Consider the following 17,743-nt stretch of genomic DNA (forward strand, 5'->3'; position numbering starts at 1 on the left):
ACCTCAAAATGAGTCAGTAAATTGTGCTTATTTTAGCATTTGGCCTGGCCCGCCCGGCTCGACTGTGATCGCAGAAAGCCTTTTTCTTCCAGACTTCTATCATGGCGTAAAAATCAAAAAATTACCTGCTTTATTGTGGCGATATTCCATGGGATGGATTAGCACATTTATCTTCGTTTTGCGAATTACATGACAGTCCGAAACAAGATGAAAAAGTATTTAAAAAAGGGGGAGGAAGAATGAGTAGGACGAATTATTCTGAACCAGAAAGCAATCGGGCAGCGTCGTGCTGCCCGTGTGCATACTTTTAGTCGATGGTACGCAGCAGTTCGTTAATGCCGACTTTGCCGCGAGTTTTCGCGTCAACTTTCTTAACGATAACCGCACAGTAAAGACTGTATTTGCCATCTTTCGACGGCAGATTACCTGAAACAACCACAGACCCCGCCGGAACGCGACCGTAGTGGATTTCGCCGGTTTCACGGTCGTAAATACGGGTGCTCTGACCGATGTATACGCCCATGGAAATGACGGAACCTTCTTCGACAATAACGCCTTCAACCACTTCAGAACGCGCGCCAATGAAGCAGTTATCTTCAATAATGGTCGGGTTCGCCTGCAATGGCTCCAGCACGCCGCCGATACCTACGCCACCGGAAAGATGGACGTTTTTACCAATCTGCGCACAGGAACCGACGGTCGCCCAGGTATCAACCATGGTGCCTTCATCAACATATGCGCCGATGTTGACGTAAGACGGCATCAGCACGGTGTTACGGGCAATGAACGCACCCTGACGTACCGCCGCTGGTGGTACAACGCGGAAGCCTTCTTTCTGGAAACGCGCTTCATCGTAGTTGGCGAATTTCATCGGCACTTTATCGAAGTAGCGGCTTTCTGCCCCTTCGATCACCTGATTATCATTAATACGGAAAGAGAGCAGCACCGCCTTTTTCAACCACTGATGCGTCACCCACTGACCGTCAATTTTTTCCGCCACACGCAGTGCGCCGGAATCCAGCAGGGCGATCACCTGATTTACCGCTTCGCGGGTAACGGTGTCTGCATTGGCTGGCGTGATCTCGGCACGGCGTTCAAAAGCGGTTTCAATAATGTTCTGTAACTGCTGCATTGTTAAACTCTTTTCATATCAGTAAACACATCACCCTTTATCGTTTGGATTGAGGGCCTCTGTCAACCGCTGATGCACTTCCTGCTGCAACTCGTTATTAAGTGCACGCCGGTCAGCGGTGGCAATTATGAATAAATCTTCTACTCGTTCGCCAATGGTTGTAATTCGGGCACCATGAAGCGAAATTCCCAGATCGGCAAAAATTTTCCCGACTCGCGCCAGCAGTCCAGGTTGGTCGAGGGCGATCAGTTCGAGGAACGATTTGCGGTCGGTATGGGTCGGCAAAAACGTTACTTCGGTTTCAACAGTAAAATGGCGCAATTTGGCAGGTTGGCGACGGGGCTGCGGTGGCTGCCAGCTACTTTGTGTCAGTACTTGCTCCAGACCAAACCGAATAACTTCATGGCGATCTGCGGACAGCGGGCTGCCATCGGGTTCCAGCACGATAAAGGTATCCATCGCCATACCGTCGCGAGTGGTGAAAATTTGTGCGTCGTGGACACTTAAATTGCGGCGGTCTAATTCGGCACTGACGGCGGCAAACAGATAGGGGCGGTCCGGGCTCCAGATAAAAATCTCGGTGCCTCCACGCGTAGCCTGCGGACTAAGCAATACCAGCGGTTTGCTTAAATCATGCTGTAATAAATGGCGCGCATGCCAGGCCAGTTGATTTGGGCTATGGCGGACAAAATAGTTAGCACGACAGCGTGACCAAATTTGGTGCAGCGCCTCTTCGTCGATGTTATCCATGCGCAGCAGTGCCAGCGCCTGGAGTTGGTGATGGCGAACCCGTTCGCGCATATCCGGCGTGTTTTGCATTCCGCGTCGTAGCTGTTTTTCGGTGGCAAAATAGAGTTCGCGCAACAGACTTTGCTTCCAGCTATTCCACAGCGTTTCGTTGGTGGCGCAAATGTCAGCCACCGTCAGGCATACCAGATAACGAAGTCGGTTTTCTGTTTGCACTTCTTCGGCAAACTGCTTGATGACTTCCGGATCCTGAATATCGCGGCGCTGAGCTGTCACCGACATCAGCAAGTGCTGGCGAACCAGCCAGGCGACCAGCTGTGTTTCGCGTGAGTTCAGCCCGTGGAGTTCGGCAAAATGCACTACATCCTGAGCACCGAGAATGGAGTGGTCGCCGCCGCGTCCTTTGGCGATATCGTGAAACAGCGCGGCGATGAAAATCAGCTCAGTTGACGGCAGGCGCGGCCAGACGTCCACACACAACGGATGGCGCTGGCGTGTTTCTTCACTGGCAAAACTCTCCAGTTTCAGCATCACGCGAATAGTATGTTCATCCACCGTGTAGGCGTGGAACAGGTCAAACTGCATCTGCCCGACGATATGCGACCATTGGGGCATATACGCGCCGAGCACGCTATGACGATGCATCGGTAATAGTCCGCGACGCACCGCACCAGGGTGACGCAGAATGCTCAAAAACAGTTTTCGCGCTTCCGGAATATTACACAGCGGTTGTTGCAAATGGCGACGGGCGTGGCGTAACTGGCGCAGCGTGGTAGAGTAAATGCCAGTGATCGCACTGTTGCGCACCATGGTGTAGAACATACGCAAGATGGCTTCCGGCTGGCGCATAAATAGTGTTTCATCACGCAGGTCGATTAGCGTACCGCGTAGCTGAAACTCATCGTCGATTGGACGTGGTTTTTCGTCGGCGGGAAGGGCGAGGATGGCTTCATCGAACAGTTGCAGCAGCATCTGGTTGAGTTCACTGACGCGGCGTGTAACGCGGAAGTAATCCTTCATCATCCGCTCGACCGGTTCGTTACCTTCACCACTGTAATTCAAACGCTGGGCGACGCTAAGCTGGCGATCAAACAGCAGGCGATTATCGTAACGGCTGACGACCAGATGCAGGGCAAAGCGAATACGCCACAATATATGCAGACATTCGTTTAATTCCGCTCGCTCCGCTGAGGTTAAGAAGCCAAACCCGACCATTTCATCCAGCGATGTTGCGCCAAAATGACGGCGGGCCACCCATTGCAGCGTGTGGATATCGCGCAAGCCGCCAGGGCTACTTTTGATGTCTGGCTCAAGGTTGTAGCTGGTGCCGTGGTAACGCTGATGGCGCTGGTTCTGTTCTTCAACTTTCGCTGCGTAGAACTTGTCGGAAGGCCAGAATCCTTCGCTAAAAATATGTTTTTGCAGTTCGAGGAAGAGCGCTACATCACCAATTAATAAGCGGGATTCGATTAAATTGGTGGCGACGGTTAAATCCGATAACCCTTCCAGCATGCACTCTTCAAGCGTGCGCACGCTATGACCGACTTCCAGCTTCACATCCCAGAGCAGCGTTAACAGCTCGCCCACTTTTTGCGCCTGATCATCCGGGAGCTTTTTACGGCTTAAAATCAGTAAATCGATGTCGGAAAGTGGATGCAGCTCGCCACGACCATAACCACCGACGGCAACCAATGCCAGGTCGGCAATCTGGCTGAATCCCGCTTCAATCCATAATCGTTGCAGGAGCTGGTCTATGAACTCGGTACGTGCCTCAATCAACTGTTCTGCGGAGATCCCATTGTCAAAGGCATCACCCAGCCAACGCTGGAAAGTATCGATATGGGCTTTTATCCCACAGACGGTTAATTTATCACGGGGCCAGGCACATGGATTTTGCGGTTGACCGGGCAGGGTGGGGAGAGCGGTGTTTGCGTACTGTTCTGGAAGGGTATTCATTGTGCGCCACCCATAAGATTAAATTATCGCATTAAAAAAGCCGGCATTCGCCGGCTTCATCTTATTCGTCGTGCGAGATTATCGCCGGGATGGTGTCATCCTTGCGTAGCGTCAGAATTTCGCAGCCGTTATCAGTCACCACAATAGTATGCTCGTATTGTGCAGACAAGCTGCGATCTTTGGTTTTTACCGTCCAGCCATCTTTCATGGTGCGGATCTCTTTTTTACCCGCGTTGACCATTGGCTCAATGGTGAAGGTCATTCCCGGTTTCAGCACGACGTTGGTTTCACGGGAGTCATAGTGCAGCACCTGCGGTTCTTCATGGAAGCCGCGACCAATACCGTGTCCGCAATATTCACGAACGACGGAGAAGCCTTCTGCTTCGACAAATTTCTGAATTGCCGCACCGATTTCGCGCAGATTAATGCCAGGTTTTACCATGCGTAGCGCCAGGTACAGGCTTTCTTGCGTGATGCGGCACAGACGTTCGCCCATGATGGTCGGCTTACCGACGATAAACATTTTCGAGGTGTCGCCGTGGAAACCATCTTTGATTACGGTGACATCAATGTTAACGATATCGCCATCTTTCAGCAGCTTGGCGTCGTCCGGGATACCGTGGCACACCACTTCATTAATAGAGATGCAGACGGATTTCGGATAGCCGTGATAGCCGAGGCAGGCAGAAACCGCGTGTTGTTCATTAACAATGTAATCATTACAGATGCGATCCAGCTCGCCGGTGCTGACGCCCGGTTTAACATACGGTTCGATCATCTCCAGCACTTCGGCAGCCAGTCGGCCAGCGACGCGCATTTTTTCGATATCTTCTGGGGTCTTGATTGAGATAGCCATTAATTCTGTCCATCAGCGTCGGTGATACCGACAATATATATGTAAGTGCCGTCAATGGTATCACACCCGGGCAAATTGAGAATCATTCTGAATTTCGCCAAACGTGCCACTGAAGGTTTTCTATAATAGAAAATTCAACGTCTGATGCTGTACACAGCGCCAACAATTATTGGTGTCCACGACGTATTTGTGGTATAAAGCGCGCCGGACTTCCGATCCATTTCGTATACACAGACTGGACGGAAGCGACAATCTCACTTTGTGTAACAACACACACGTATCGGCACATATTCCGGGGTGCCCTTTGGGGTCGGTAATATGGGATACGTGGAGGCATAACCCCAACTTTTATATAGAGGTTTTAATCATGGCAACTGTTTCCATGCGCGACATGCTCAAGGCTGGTGTTCACTTCGGTCACCAGACCCGTTACTGGAACCCGAAAATGAAGCCGTTCATCTTCGGTGCGCGTAACAAAGTTCACATCATCAACCTTGAGAAAACTGTACCGATGTTCAACGAAGCTCTGGCTGAACTGAACAAGATTGCTTCTCGCAAAGGTAAAATCCTTTTCGTTGGTACTAAACGCGCTGCAAGCGAAGCGGTGAAAGACGCTGCTCTGAGCTGCGACCAGTTCTTCGTGAACCATCGCTGGCTGGGCGGTATGCTGACTAACTGGAAAACCGTTCGTCAGTCCATCAAACGTCTGAAAGACCTGGAAACTCAGTCTCAGGACGGTACTTTCGACAAGCTGACCAAGAAAGAAGCGCTGATGCGCACTCGTGAGCTGGAGAAACTGGAAAACAGCCTGGGCGGTATCAAAGACATGGGCGGTCTGCCGGACGCTCTGTTTGTAATCGATGCTGACCACGAACACATTGCTATCAAAGAAGCAAACAACCTGGGTATTCCGGTATTTGCTATCGTTGATACCAACTCTGATCCGGACGGTGTTGACTTCGTTATCCCGGGTAACGACGACGCAATCCGTGCTGTGACCCTGTACCTGGGCGCTGTTGCTGCAACCGTACGTGAAGGCCGTTCTCAGGATCTGGCTTCCCAGGCGGAAGAAAGCTTCGTAGAAGCTGAGTAATAAGGCTTGATAACTCCCCCAAAATAGTTCGAGTTGCAGAAAGGCGGCAAGCTCGAGAATTCCCGGGAGCTTACATCAGTAAGTGACAGGGATGAGCGAGCGAAGATAACGCATCTGCGGCGCGAAATATGAAGGGGGAGAGCCCTTATAGACCAGGTAGTACACGTTTGGTTAGGGGGCCTGCATATGGCCCCCTTTTTCACTTTTATATCTGTGCGGTTTAATGCCGGGCAGATCACATCTCCGAGGATTTTAGAATGGCTGAAATTACCGCATCCCTGGTAAAAGAGCTGCGTGAGCGTACTGGCGCAGGCATGATGGATTGCAAAAAAGCACTGACTGAAGCTAACGGCGACATCGAGCTGGCAATCGAAAACATGCGTAAGTCCGGTGCTATTAAAGCAGCGAAAAAAGCAGGCAACGTTGCTGCTGACGGCGTGATCAAAACCAAAATCGACGGCAACTACGGCATCATTCTGGAAGTTAACTGCCAGACTGACTTCGTTGCAAAAGACGCTGGTTTCCAGGCGTTCGCAGACAAAGTTCTGGACGCAGCTGTTGCTGGCAAAATCACTGACGTTGAAGTTCTGAAAGCACAGTTCGAAGAAGAACGTGTTGCGCTGGTAGCGAAAATTGGTGAAAACATCAACATTCGCCGCGTTGCTGCGCTGGAAGGCGACGTTCTGGGTTCTTATCAGCACGGTGCGCGTATCGGCGTTCTGGTTGCTGCTAAAGGCGCTGACGAAGAGCTGGTTAAACACATCGCTATGCACGTTGCTGCAAGCAAGCCGGAATTCATCAAACCAGAAGACGTATCCGCTGAAGTGGTAGAGAAAGAATACCAGGTACAGCTGGATATCGCGATGCAGTCTGGTAAGCCGAAAGAAATCGCAGAGAAAATGGTTGAAGGCCGCATGAAGAAATTCACCGGCGAAGTTTCTCTGACCGGTCAGCCGTTCGTTATGGAACCAAGCAAAACTGTTGGTCAGCTGCTGAAAGAGCATAACGCTGAAGTGACTGGCTTCATCCGCTTCGAAGTGGGTGAAGGCATCGAGAAAGTTGAGACTGACTTTGCAGCAGAAGTTGCTGCGATGTCCAAGCAGTCTTAATCATCGAAAAGGAGCCGCCTGAGGGCGGCTTCTTTTTGTGCCCATCTTGTAAATTCAGCTAACCCTTGTGGGGCTGCGCTGAAAAGCGACGTACAATGTCGCTAGTATTAATTCATTTCAATCGTTGACAGTCTCAGGAAAGAAACATGGCTACCAATGCAAAACCCGTCTATAAACGCATTCTGCTTAAGTTGAGTGGCGAAGCTCTGCAGGGCACTGAAGGCTTCGGTATTGATGCAAGCATACTGGATCGCATGGCTCAGGAAATCAAAGAACTGGTTGAACTGGGTATTCAGGTTGGTGTGGTGATTGGTGGGGGTAACCTGTTCCGTGGCGCTGGTCTGGCGAAAGCGGGTATGAACCGCGTTGTGGGCGACCACATGGGGATGCTGGCGACCGTAATGAACGGCCTGGCAATGCGTGATGCACTGCACCGCGCCTATGTGAACGCTCGTCTGATGTCCGCTATTCCATTGAATGGCGTGTGCGACAGCTACAGCTGGGCAGAAGCTATCAGCCTGTTGCGCAACAACCGTGTGGTGATCCTCTCCGCCGGTACAGGTAACCCGTTCTTTACCACCGACTCAGCAGCGTGCCTGCGTGGTATCGAAATTGAAGCCGATGTGGTGCTGAAAGCAACCAAAGTTGACGGCGTGTTTACCGCTGATCCGGCGAAAGATCCAACCGCAACCATGTACGAGCAACTGACTTACAGCGAAGTGCTGGAAAAAGAGCTGAAAGTCATGGACCTGGCGGCCTTCACGCTGGCTCGTGACCATAAATTACCGATTCGTGTTTTCAACATGAACAAACCGGGTGCGCTGCGCCGTGTGGTAATGGGTGAAAAAGAAGGGACTTTAATCACGGAATAATTCCCGTGATGGATAAATAAGGGTAAGATTCCGCGTAAGTATCGCGGGGGCGTAAGTCTGGTTATAAGGCGTTATTGTTGCAGGCAGTTTGGTCACGGCCAGCGCGCAGCAACCGGAGCGTACACAAGTACGTGAGGATGGCGAGCACTGCCCGGGGCCAAAATGGCAAATAAAATAGCCTAATAATCCAGACGATTACCCGTAATATGTTTAATCAGGGCTATACTTAGCACACTTCCACTGTGTGTGACTGTCTGGTCTGACTGAGACAAGTTTTCAAGGATTCGTAACGTGATTAGCGATATCAGAAAAGATGCTGAAGTACGCATGGACAAATGCGTAGAAGCGTTCAAAACCCAAATCAGCAAAATACGCACGGGTCGTGCTTCTCCCAGCCTGCTGGATGGCATTGTCGTGGAATATTACGGCACGCCGACGCCGCTGCGTCAGCTGGCAAGCGTAACGGTAGAAGATTCCCGTACTCTGAAAATCAACGTGTTTGATCGTTCAATGTCTCCGGCCGTTGAAAAAGCGATTATGGCGTCCGATCTTGGCCTGAACCCGAACTCTGCGGGTAGCGACATCCGTGTTCCGCTGCCGCCGCTGACGGAAGAACGTCGTAAAGATCTGACCAAAATCGTTCGTGGTGAAGCAGAACAAGCGCGTGTTGCAGTACGTAACGTGCGTCGTGACGCGAACGACAAAGTGAAAGCACTGTTGAAAGATAAAGAGATCAGCGAAGACGACGATCGCCGTTCTCAGGACGATGTACAGAAACTGACTGATGCTGCAATCAAGAAAATTGAAGCGGCGCTGGCAGACAAAGAAGCAGAACTGATGCAGTTCTGATTTCTTGAACGACAAAAACGCCGCTCAGTAGATCCTTGCGGATCGGCTGGCGGCGTTTTGCTTTTTATTCTGTCTCAACTCTGGATGTTTCATGAAGCAACTCACCATTCTGGGCTCGACCGGCTCGATTGGTTGCAGCACGCTGGACGTGGTGCGCCATAATCCCGAACACTTCCGCGTAGTTGCGCTGGTGGCAGGCAAAAATGTCACTCGCATGGTAGAACAGTGCCTGGAATTCTCTCCCCGCTATGCCGTAATGGACGATGAAGCGAGTGCGAAACTTCTTAAAACGATGCTACAGCAACAGGGTAGCCGCACCGAAGTCTTAAGTGGGCAACAAGCCGCTTGCGATATGGCAGCGCTTGAGGATGTTGATCAGGTGATGGCAGCCATTGTTGGCGCTGCTGGGCTGTTACCTACGCTTGCTGCGATCCGCGCGGGTAAAACCATTTTGCTGGCCAATAAAGAATCACTGGTTACCTGCGGACGTCTGTTTATGGACGCCGTAAAGCAGAGCAAAGCGCAATTGTTACCGGTCGATAGCGAACATAACGCCATTTTTCAGAGTTTACCGCAACCTATCCAGCATAATCTGGGATACGCTGACCTTGAGCAAAATGGCGTGGTGTCCATTTTACTTACCGGGTCTGGTGGCCCTTTCCGTGAGACGCCATTGCGCGATTTGGCAACAATGACGCCGGATCAAGCCTGCCGTCATCCGAACTGGTCGATGGGGCGTAAAATTTCTGTCGATTCGGCTACCATGATGAACAAAGGTCTGGAATACATAGAAGCGCGTTGGCTGTTTAACGCCAGCGCCAGCCAGATGGAAGTGCTGATTCACCCGCAGTCAGTGATTCACTCAATGGTGCGCTATCAGGACGGCAGTGTTCTGGCGCAGCTGGGGGAACCGGATATGCGTACGCCAATTGCCCACACCATGGCATGGCCGAATCGCGTGAACTCTGGCGTGAAGCCGCTCGATTTTTGCAAACTAAGTGCGTTGACATTTGCCGCACCGGATTATGATCGTTATCCATGCCTGAAACTGGCGATGGAGGCGTTCGAACAAGGCCAGGCAGCGACGACAGCATTGAATGCCGCAAACGAAATCACCGTTGCTGCTTTTCTTGCGCAACAAATCCGCTTTACGGATATCGCCGCGTTGAATTTATCCGTACTGGAAAAAATGGATATGCGCGAACCACAATGTGTGGACGATGTGTTATCTGTTGATGCGAACGCGCGTGAAGTCGCCAGAAAAGAGGTGATGCGTCTCGCAAGCTGAGGATAATCCGGCTACAGAGAGTCGCGCTATTTGTTAGCGTAGGGCTTCAGTGATATAGTCTGCGCCATCTGATCGTAAGTAGTTGGCTTTATAAGGTCAGGTATGCCGTGGTTTTACACGGCTTTTTTTTGTATAGGCTTCAGTATTCCTGAGTACCGTAAACCCTGTCAGGGAATAAGAAACGCGTGATGTTGTCTGCTACTCAACCACTTAGCGAAAAATTGCCAGCGCATGGCTGTCGTCATGTTGCGATCATTATGGACGGCAATGGTCGCTGGGCAAAAAAGCAAGGGAAGATTCGTGCCTTTGGGCATAAAGCCGGGGCAAAATCCGTCCGCCGGGCTGTCTCTTTTGCGGCCAACAACGGTATTGAGGCGTTAACTCTGTATGCCTTTAGTAGTGAAAACTGGAACCGACCAGCGCAGGAAGTCAGTGCGTTAATGGAACTGTTTGTGTGGGCGCTTGATAGCGAAGTAAAGAGTCTGCACCGACATAACGTGCGTCTGCGTATTATTGGCGATACCAGTCGCTTTAACTCGCGTTTGCAAGAACGTATTCGTAAATCTGAAGCGCTAACAGCCGGGAATACCGGTCTGACGCTGAATATTGCGGCGAACTACGGTGGACGTTGGGATATAGTCCAGGGAGTCAGGCAACTGGCTGAAAAGGTGCAGCAAGGAAACCTGCAACCAGATCAGATAGATGAAGAGATGCTAAACCAGCATGTCTGTATGCATGAACTGGCCCCTGTAGATTTAGTAATTAGGACTGGGGGGGAGCATCGCATTAGTAACTTTTTGCTTTGGCAAATTGCCTATGCCGAACTTTACTTTACAGATGTTCTCTGGCCCGATTTCGATGAACAAGACTTTGAAGGGGCGTTAAATGCCTTTGCTAATCGAGAGCGTCGTTTCGGCGGCACCGAGCCCGGTGATGAAACAGCCTGATGGGGGTCGCTTTTGCTGAAGTATCGCCTGATATCTGCTTTTGTGTTAATACCCGTCGTCATCGCGGCGTTGTTTCTGTTGCCGCCGGTGGGGTTCGCCATTGTAACGCTGGTGGTCTGTATGCTGGCAGCGTGGGAATGGGGACAGCTTAGCGGTTTTACCACTCGCTCGCAGCGAGTATGGTTGGCGGTGTTATGCGGGTTATTGTTGGCGCTGATGCTTTTTCTGTTGCCGGAATATCACCGAAATATTCATCAACCGCTGGTTGAAATCTCACTTTGGGCTTCGCTGGGTTGGTGGATTGTCGCGCTATTGCTGGTGCTGTTTTACCCTGGTTCCGCAGCAATCTGGCGTAACTCTAAAACATTGCGCATTATTTTTGGCGTGCTAACCATTGTTCCCTTCTTCTGGGGCATGCTGGCGTTACGGGCCTGGCACTACGACGAGAATCATTACAGTGGCGCAATATGGCTGCTCTATGTCATGATCCTGGTATGGGGCGCTGACTCTGGCGCATATATGTTTGGCAAATTGTTTGGTAAACATAAACTGGCACCGAAGGTTTCTCCGGGTAAAACCTGGCAAGGCTTTATCGGTGGACTCGCGACTGCAGCGGTAATCTCATGGGGTTATGGCATGTGGGCGAATCTCGACGTCGCTCCCGTCACCTTACTCATTTGCTCTATTGTCGCAGCGTTAGCCTCAGTGCTCGGCGATCTGACCGAGAGTATGTTTAAGCGTGAAGCAGGAATTAAGGACAGCGGTCATTTAATTCCAGGACACGGTGGTATTTTAGATCGTATTGATAGCCTGACGGCTGCGGTACCGGTCTTTGCTTGCTTGTTGTTACTGGTATTCAGGACGCTTTAACGGAAGGTAATATGCTGAGTTTTCTCTGGGATTTGGCTTCGTTCATCGTTGCACTGGGTGTACTTATCACCGTGCATGAATTTGGTCATTTCTGGGTTGCCCGGCGTTGTGGTGTTCGCGTTGAGCGTTTCTCAATAGGGTTTGGTAAGGCGCTCTGGCGGCGAACTGATAAGTTAGGCACCGAATATGTTATCGCCCTGATCCCGTTGGGCGGTTATGTCAAAATGCTGGATGAGCGCGCAGAACCGGTCGTTCCGGAACTCCGCCACCATGCCTTCAATAATAAATCTGTCGGCCAACGAGCGGCGATTATTGCCGCAGGTCCGGTTGCAAACTTCATTTTTGCTATCTTTGCCTACTGGCTGGTTTTTATTATTGGTGTGCCTGGCGTACGTCCGGTGGTTGGCGAAATAGCAGCCAATTCGATAGCTGCGGAAGCACAAATTGCACCAGGTACGGAACTAAAAGCCGTAGATGGTATCGAAACGCCTGATTGGGATGCCGTGCGTTTGCAGTTGGTCGATAAAATTGGCGATGAAAGCACCACCATTACAGTAGCGCCATTTGGCAGCGACCAACGGCGGGATGTAAAGCTCGATTTACGTCACTGGGCGTTTGAGCCTGATAAAGAAGATCCGGTATCTTCGCTGGGGATTCGTCCTCGTGGGCCGCAAATTGAACCTGTACTGGAAAATGTGCAGCCAAACTCGGCGGCAAGCAAGGCAGGTTTGCAAGCAGGCGACAGGATCGTTAAAGTCGATGGTCAGCCCTTAACGCAGTGGGTGACCTTTGTGATGCTTGTCCGGGATAACCCGGGTAAATCCTTAGCGTTAGAAATCGAAAGGCAGGGGAGTCCCTTGTCTTTGACATTAATCCCGGAGAGTAAACCGGGTAATGGTAAAGCGATTGGTTTTGTCGGTATTGAGCCGAAAGTCATTCCTTTGCCTGATGAGTATAAAGTTGTACGCCAGTATGGGCCGTTCAACGCCATCGTCGAAGCCACGGACAAAACGTGGCAGTTGATGAAGCTGACGGTCAGTATGCTGGGAAAATTGATCACCGGTGATGTGAAACTGAACAACCTCAGTGGGCCGATCTCTATCGCCAAGGGGGCTGGGATGACAGCGGAACTCGGGGTTGTTTATTACCTGCCGTTTCTTGCGCTTATTAGCGTGAACTTAGGGATAATTAACCTGTTTCCGTTGCCCGTACTTGACGGGGGGCATCTGCTGTTCCTTGCGATCGAAAAGATCAAGGGCGGACCGGTATCCGAGCGGGTTCAAGACTTTTGTTATCGCATTGGCTCGATTCTGCTGGTGCTGTTAATGGGGCTTGCACTTTTCAATGATTTCTCTCGGTTATGAGAGTTAGTTAGGAAGAACGCATAATAACGATGGCGATGAAAAAGTTGCTCATAGCGTCGCTGCTGTTTAGCAGCGCCACCGTATACGGTGCTGAAGGGTTCGTAGTGAAAGATATTCATTTCGAAGGCCTTCAGCGTGTCGCCGTTGGTGCGGCCCTCCTCAGTATGCCGGTGCGCACAGGCGACACGGTTAATGATGAAGATATCAGTAATACCATTCGCGCTCTGTTTGCTACCGGCAACTTTGAGGATGTTCGCGTCCTTCGTGATGGTGATACCCTTCTGGTTCAGGTAAAAGAACGTCCGACCATTGCCAGCATTACTTTCTCCGGTAACAAATCGGTGAAAGATGACATGCTGAAGCAAAACCTCGAGGCTTCTGGCGTGCGTGTGGGCGAATCCCTCGATCGCACCACCATTGCCGATATCGAGAAAGGTCTGGAAGACTTCTACTACAGCGTCGGTAAATATAGCGCCAGCGTTAAAGCTGTCGTGACCCCGCTGCCGCGCAACCGTGTTGACCTAAAACTGGTGTTCCAGGAAGGTGTGTCAGCTGAAATCCAGCAAATTAACATTGTTGGTAACCATGCTTTCACCACCGACGAACTGATCTCTCATTTCCAACTGCGTGACGAAGTGCCGTGGTGGAACGTGGTAGGCGATCGTAAATACCAGAAACAGAAACTGGCAGGCGACCTTGAAACCCTGCGCAGTTACTATCTGGATCGCGGTTATGCCCGTTTCAACATCGACTCTACCCAGGTCAGTCTGACGCCAGATAAAAAAGGTATTTACGTCACGGTGAACATCACCGAAGGCGATCAGTACAAGCTTTCTGGCGTTGAAGTGAGCGGCAACCTTGCCGGGCACTCCGCTGAAATTGAGCAGCTGACTAAGATCGAGCCGGGCGAGCTGTATAACGGCACCAAAGTGACCAAAATGGAAGATGACATTAAAAAGCTTCTTGGTCGCTATGGTTATGCCTATCCGCGCGTACAGTCGATGCCTGAAATTAACGATGCCGACAAAACCGTTAAATTACGCGTGAACGTTGATGCGGGTAACCGTTTCTACGTGCGTAAGATCCGTTTTGAAGGTAACGATACCTCGAAAGATGCCGTCCTGCGTCGCGAAATGCGTCAGATGGAAGGTGCATGGCTGGGGAGCGATCTGGTCGATCAGGGTAAGGAGCGTCTGAATCGTCTGGGCTTCTTTGAAACTGTCGATACCGATACCCAACGTGTTCCGGGTAGCCCGGACCAGGTTGATGTAGTCTACAAGGTGAAAGAACGTAACACCGGTAGCTTCAACTTCGGGATTGGTTACGGTACTGAAAGTGGCGTGAGCTTCCAGGCTGGTGTGCAACAGGATAACTGGTTAGGTACGGGTTATGCTGTTGGTATCAACGGGACCAAAAACGATTACCAGACCTATGCTGAACTGTCGGTAACCAACCCGTACTTCACCGTAGATGGCGTAAGCCTCGGTGGTCGTCTCTTCTATAATGACTTCCAGGCAGATGACGCCGACCTGTCCGACTATACCAACAAGAGTTATGGTACAGACGTGACGTTGGGCTTCCCGATCAACGAATATAACTCGCTGCGTGCAGGTCTGGGTTATGTACATAACTCCCTGTCCAACATGCAGCCTCAGGTTGCGATGTGGCGTTATCTGTACTCTATGGGTGAACATCCGAGCACCTCTGATCAGGATAACAGCTTCAAAACGGACGACTTCACGTTCAACTATGGTTGGACCTATAACAAGCTTGACCGTGGTTACTTCCCGACAGATGGTTCACGTGTCAACCTGACCGGTAAAGTGACCATTCCTGGATCGGATAACGAATACTACAAAGTGACGTTAGACACGGCGACTTATGTGCCGATCGATGACGATCACAAATGGGTTGTTCTGGGTCGTACCCGCTGGGGTTATGGTGATGGTTTAGGCGGCAAAGAGATGCCGTTCTACGAGAACTTCTATGCCGGTGGTTCCAGCACCGTGCGTGGCTTCCAGTCCAATACCATTGGTCCGAAAGCAGTTTACTTCCCGCATCAGGCTAGTAATTATGATCCGGACTATGATTACGAATGTGCGACTCAGGACGGCGCGAAAGACCTGTGTAAATCGGATGATGCTGTAGGCGGTAACGCTATGGCGGTTGCCAGCCTCGAGTTCATCACCCCGACGCCGTTCATTAGCGACAAGTATGCTAACTCGGTTCGTACTTCCTTCTTCTGGGATATGGGTACCGTTTGGGATACAAACTGGGATTCCAGCCAATATTCTGGATATCCGGACTATAGTGATCCAAGCAATATCCGTATGTCTGCGGGTATCGCATTACAATGGATGTCCCCATTGGGGCCGTTGGTGTTCTCCTACGCCCAGCCGTTCAAAAAGTACGATGGAGACAAGGCAGAACAGTTCCAGTTTAACATCGGTAAAACCTGGTAAGTGTTCTCCACAAAGGAATGTAGTGGTAGTGTAGCGATGACTTTAGGCGATCAATATAAGATCGCCGGGCCACGCAAAGAACTGCACCCTCCGGTGCAAATGGGATGGTAAGGAGTTTATTGTGAAAAAGTGGTTATTAGCTGCAGGTCTCGGTTTAGCACTGGCAACTTCTGCTCAGGCGGCTGACAAAATTGCAATCGTCAATATGGGCAGCCTGTTCCAGCAGGTAGCGCAGAAAACCGGTGTTTCTAACACGCTGGAAAATGAGTTCAAAGGCCGTGCCAGCGAACTGCAGCGTATGGAAACCGATCTGCAGGCTAAAATGAAAAAGCTGCAGTCCATGAAAGCGGGCAGCGATCGCACTAAGCTGGAAAAAGACGTGATGGCTCAGCGCCAGACTTTTGCTCAGAAAGCGCAGGCTTTTGAGCAGGATCGCGCACGTCGTTCCAACGAAGAACGCGGCAAACTGGTTACTCGTATCCAGACTGCTGTGAAATCCGTTGCCAACAGCCAGGATATCGATCTGGTTGTTGATGCAAACGCCGTTGCTTACAACAGCAGCGATGTAAAAGACATCACTGCCGACGTACTGAAACAGGTTAAATAAGTAATGCCTTCAATTCGACTGGCTGATTTAGCGCAGCAGTTGGATGCAGAACTACACGGTGATGGCGATATCGTCATCACCGGCGTTGCGTCCATGCAATCTGCACAAACAGGTCACATCACGTTCATGGTTAACCCAAAATACCGTGAGCATTTAGGCTTGTGCCAGGCGTCCGCGGTTGTCATGACCCAGGACGATCTTCCTTTCGCGAAAAGTGCCGCGCTGGTAGTGAAGAATCCCTACCTGACTTACGCGCGCATGGCGCAAATTTTAGATACCACGCCGCAGCCCGCGCAGAACATTGCACCCAGTGCGGTGATCGACGCGACGGCGAAGCTGGGTAACAACGTATCGATTGGCGCTAACGCGGTGATTGAGTCCGGCGTTGAACTGGGCGATAACGTGATTATCGGTGCCGGTTGCTTCGTAGGTAAAAACAGCAGAATCGGTGCAGGTTCGCGTCTCTGGGCGAACGTAACCATTTACCATGAGATCCAGATCGGTCAGAATTGCCTGATCCAGTCCGGAACAGTGGTAGGTGCAGACGGCTTTGGTTATGCCAACGATCGTGGTAACTGGGTGAAGATCCCACAGATTGGTCGCGTAATTATTGGCGATCGCGTGGAGATCGGCGCATGTACTACCATCGATCGCGGCGCGCTGGATGACACTGTTATTGGCAATGGCGTGATCATTGATAACCAGTGCCAGATTGCACATAACGTCGTGATTGGCGACAATACGGCGGTTGCCGGTGGCGTCATTATGGCGGGCAGCCTGAAAATTGGTCGTTACTGCATGATCGGCGGAGCCAGCGTAATCAACGGGCATATGGAAATATGCGACAAAGTGACGGTTACGGGCATGGGTATGGTGATGCGTCCCATCACTGAACCAGGCGTCTATTCCTCAGGCATTCCGCTGCAACCCAACAAAGTCTGGCGCAAAACCGCTGCACTGGTGATGAACATTGATGACATGAGCAAGCGTCTGAAATCGCTTGAGCGCAAGGTTAATCAACAAGACTAACGTTCCATCTTTTGTTCGCCAAACTTTACGGCCTGTCTCATTCTTACGATTGCGGCAGGCCGTGTTATTATTGTCGTTTCTTATATTTTGACAGGAAGAGTATCTTGACTACTAACACTCATACTCTGCAGATTGAAGAGATTTTAGAACTTCTGCCGCACCGTTTCCCGTTCTTACTGGTGGATCGCGTGCTGGATTTTGAAGAAGGTCGTTTTCTGCGCGCAGTAAAAAATGTCTCTGTCAATGAGCCATTCTTCCAGGGCCATTTCCCTGGAAAACCGATTTTCCCGGGTGTGCTGATTCTGGAAGCAATGGCACAGGCAACAGGTATTCTGGCGTTTAAAAGCGTAGGAAAACTGGAACCGGGTGAGCTGTACTACTTCGCTGGTATTGACGAAGCGCGCTTCAAGCGCCCGGTCGTGCCTGGCGATCAAATGATCATGGAAGTCACTTTCGAAAAAACGCGCCGCGGCCTGACCCGTTTTAAAGGGGTTGCTCTGGTCGACGGTAAAGTAGTTTGCGAAGCAACGATGATGTGTGCTCGTAGCCGGGAGGCCTGATA

General features: G+C 50.9%; 15 protein-coding genes. 12 read left to right on the forward strand and 3 right to left on the reverse strand.

Annotated features, from left to right (window positions below; all coding sequences use genetic code 11):
- Positions 1–307: 307 nt before the first annotated feature.
- The 3 genes from dapD to map all read right to left on the reverse strand — a co-directional run bounded on the left by dapD (position 308) and on the right by map (position 4,691).
- Complete coding sequence (gene dapD / locus ACJHXB_RS05070) at positions 308–1,132, reverse strand: 2,3,4,5-tetrahydropyridine-2,6-dicarboxylate N-succinyltransferase (protein WP_001186656.1); 825 nt, start codon at positions 1,130–1,132, stop codon at positions 308–310.
- A gap of 30 nt (positions 1,133–1,162) precedes the next feature.
- Positions 1,163–3,835, reverse strand: coding sequence for a bifunctional uridylyltransferase/uridylyl-removing protein GlnD (gene glnD / locus ACJHXB_RS05075; RefSeq protein ID WP_001094559.1), 2,673 nt, complete (start codon positions 3,833–3,835; stop codon positions 1,163–1,165).
- A gap of 61 nt (positions 3,836–3,896) precedes the next feature.
- Positions 3,897–4,691, reverse strand: coding sequence for a type I methionyl aminopeptidase (gene map / locus ACJHXB_RS05080; protein WP_001018194.1), 795 nt, complete (start codon positions 4,689–4,691; stop codon positions 3,897–3,899).
- 367 nt (positions 4,692–5,058) lie between these two features.
- On the opposite strand from map, the gene rpsB reads away from it, so the two are divergent.
- The 12 genes from rpsB (at position 5,059) to fabZ (ending at position 17,741) form a co-directional block, all read left to right on the forward strand.
- The gene (gene rpsB / locus ACJHXB_RS05085; protein WP_000246882.1) at positions 5,059–5,784 is read left to right on the forward strand and encodes a 30S ribosomal protein S2; all 726 of its coding nucleotides are present in this window, start codon (positions 5,059–5,061) and stop codon (positions 5,782–5,784) included.
- Positions 5,785–6,041: 257 nt separating this feature from the next.
- Complete coding sequence (gene tsf / locus ACJHXB_RS05090) at positions 6,042–6,893, forward strand: translation elongation factor Ts (RefSeq protein ID WP_000818114.1); 852 nt, start codon at positions 6,042–6,044, stop codon at positions 6,891–6,893.
- A 146-nt stretch (positions 6,894–7,039) separates the two neighbouring features.
- Positions 7,040–7,765, forward strand: coding sequence for a UMP kinase (gene pyrH / locus ACJHXB_RS05095; protein WP_000224573.1), 726 nt, complete (start codon positions 7,040–7,042; stop codon positions 7,763–7,765).
- Positions 7,766–8,056: 291 nt separating this feature from the next.
- Entirely contained in the window at positions 8,057–8,614 is a 558-nt protein-coding gene (frr, locus tag ACJHXB_RS05100; RefSeq protein ID WP_000622418.1) for a ribosome recycling factor, read from the forward strand.
- 91 nt (positions 8,615–8,705) lie between these two features.
- The gene (gene ispC, locus ACJHXB_RS05105; RefSeq protein ID WP_000811923.1) at positions 8,706–9,902 is read left to right on the forward strand and encodes a 1-deoxy-D-xylulose-5-phosphate reductoisomerase; all 1,197 of its coding nucleotides are present in this window, start codon (positions 8,706–8,708) and stop codon (positions 9,900–9,902) included.
- Positions 9,903–10,090: 188 nt separating this feature from the next.
- Complete coding sequence (ispU, locus tag ACJHXB_RS05110) at positions 10,091–10,849, forward strand: (2E,6E)-farnesyl-diphosphate-specific ditrans,polycis-undecaprenyl-diphosphate synthase (RefSeq protein ID WP_001295562.1); 759 nt, start codon at positions 10,091–10,093, stop codon at positions 10,847–10,849.
- 12 nt (positions 10,850–10,861) lie between these two features.
- Complete coding sequence (gene cdsA, locus ACJHXB_RS05115; RefSeq protein ID WP_000922437.1) at positions 10,862–11,719, forward strand: phosphatidate cytidylyltransferase; 858 nt, start codon at positions 10,862–10,864, stop codon at positions 11,717–11,719.
- 11 nt (positions 11,720–11,730) lie between these two features.
- Positions 11,731–13,083 (forward strand): sigma E protease regulator RseP, encoded by a 1,353-nt coding sequence (rseP, locus tag ACJHXB_RS05120; protein ID WP_001295561.1) that lies wholly within the window; start codon positions 11,731–11,733, stop codon positions 13,081–13,083.
- A 29-nt stretch (positions 13,084–13,112) separates the two neighbouring features.
- Positions 13,113–15,545 carry an outer membrane protein assembly factor BamA gene (bamA, locus tag ACJHXB_RS05125; RefSeq protein ID WP_001240896.1) on the forward strand — a complete coding sequence of 811 codons (2,433 nt, stop codon included), beginning with the start codon at positions 13,113–13,115 and terminating at the stop codon, positions 15,543–15,545.
- Positions 15,546–15,666: 121 nt separating this feature from the next.
- Positions 15,667–16,152: a molecular chaperone Skp gene (gene skp, locus ACJHXB_RS05130; protein ID WP_000758956.1), complete on the forward strand. Its 486-nt coding sequence runs from the start codon at positions 15,667–15,669 to the stop codon at positions 16,150–16,152.
- A 3-nt stretch (positions 16,153–16,155) separates the two neighbouring features.
- Complete coding sequence (gene lpxD / locus ACJHXB_RS05135; protein WP_001139287.1) at positions 16,156–17,181, forward strand: UDP-3-O-(3-hydroxymyristoyl)glucosamine N-acyltransferase; 1,026 nt, start codon at positions 16,156–16,158, stop codon at positions 17,179–17,181.
- A 104-nt stretch (positions 17,182–17,285) separates the two neighbouring features.
- The gene (fabZ, locus tag ACJHXB_RS05140) at positions 17,286–17,741 is read left to right on the forward strand and encodes a 3-hydroxyacyl-ACP dehydratase FabZ (RefSeq protein WP_000210739.1); all 456 of its coding nucleotides are present in this window, start codon (positions 17,286–17,288) and stop codon (positions 17,739–17,741) included.
- The last annotated feature ends 2 nt before the right edge of the window (positions 17,742–17,743 follow it).

This window comes from Escherichia sp. WS3227_2 (genome assembly GCF_046486495.1).
In the GTDB taxonomy this organism is placed as follows: domain Bacteria; phylum Pseudomonadota; class Gammaproteobacteria; order Enterobacterales; family Enterobacteriaceae; genus Escherichia; species Escherichia coli.

Excerpts from the sequence above, each read along its gene's own strand:
- dapD (WP_001186656.1), bottom strand. The coding sequence starts at position 1,132 with ATGCAGCAGTTACAGAACATTATTGAAACCGCTTTTGAACGCCGTGCC.
- glnD (WP_001094559.1), bottom strand. The coding sequence starts at position 3,835 with ATGAATACCCTTCCAGAACAGTACGCAAACACCGCTCTCCCCACCCTG.
- map (WP_001018194.1), bottom strand. The coding sequence starts at position 4,691 with ATGGCTATCTCAATCAAGACCCCAGAAGATATCGAAAAAATGCGCGTC.
- rpsB (WP_000246882.1), top strand. The coding sequence starts at position 5,059 with ATGGCAACTGTTTCCATGCGCGACATGCTCAAGGCTGGTGTTCACTTC.
- tsf (WP_000818114.1), top strand. The coding sequence starts at position 6,042 with ATGGCTGAAATTACCGCATCCCTGGTAAAAGAGCTGCGTGAGCGTACT.
- pyrH (WP_000224573.1), top strand. The coding sequence starts at position 7,040 with ATGGCTACCAATGCAAAACCCGTCTATAAACGCATTCTGCTTAAGTTG.
- ispC (WP_000811923.1), top strand. The coding sequence starts at position 8,706 with ATGAAGCAACTCACCATTCTGGGCTCGACCGGCTCGATTGGTTGCAGC.
- ispU (WP_001295562.1), top strand. The coding sequence starts at position 10,091 with ATGTTGTCTGCTACTCAACCACTTAGCGAAAAATTGCCAGCGCATGGC.
- rseP (WP_001295561.1), top strand. The coding sequence starts at position 11,731 with ATGCTGAGTTTTCTCTGGGATTTGGCTTCGTTCATCGTTGCACTGGGT.
- bamA (WP_001240896.1), top strand. The coding sequence starts at position 13,113 with ATGGCGATGAAAAAGTTGCTCATAGCGTCGCTGCTGTTTAGCAGCGCC.
- lpxD (WP_001139287.1), top strand. The coding sequence starts at position 16,156 with ATGCCTTCAATTCGACTGGCTGATTTAGCGCAGCAGTTGGATGCAGAA.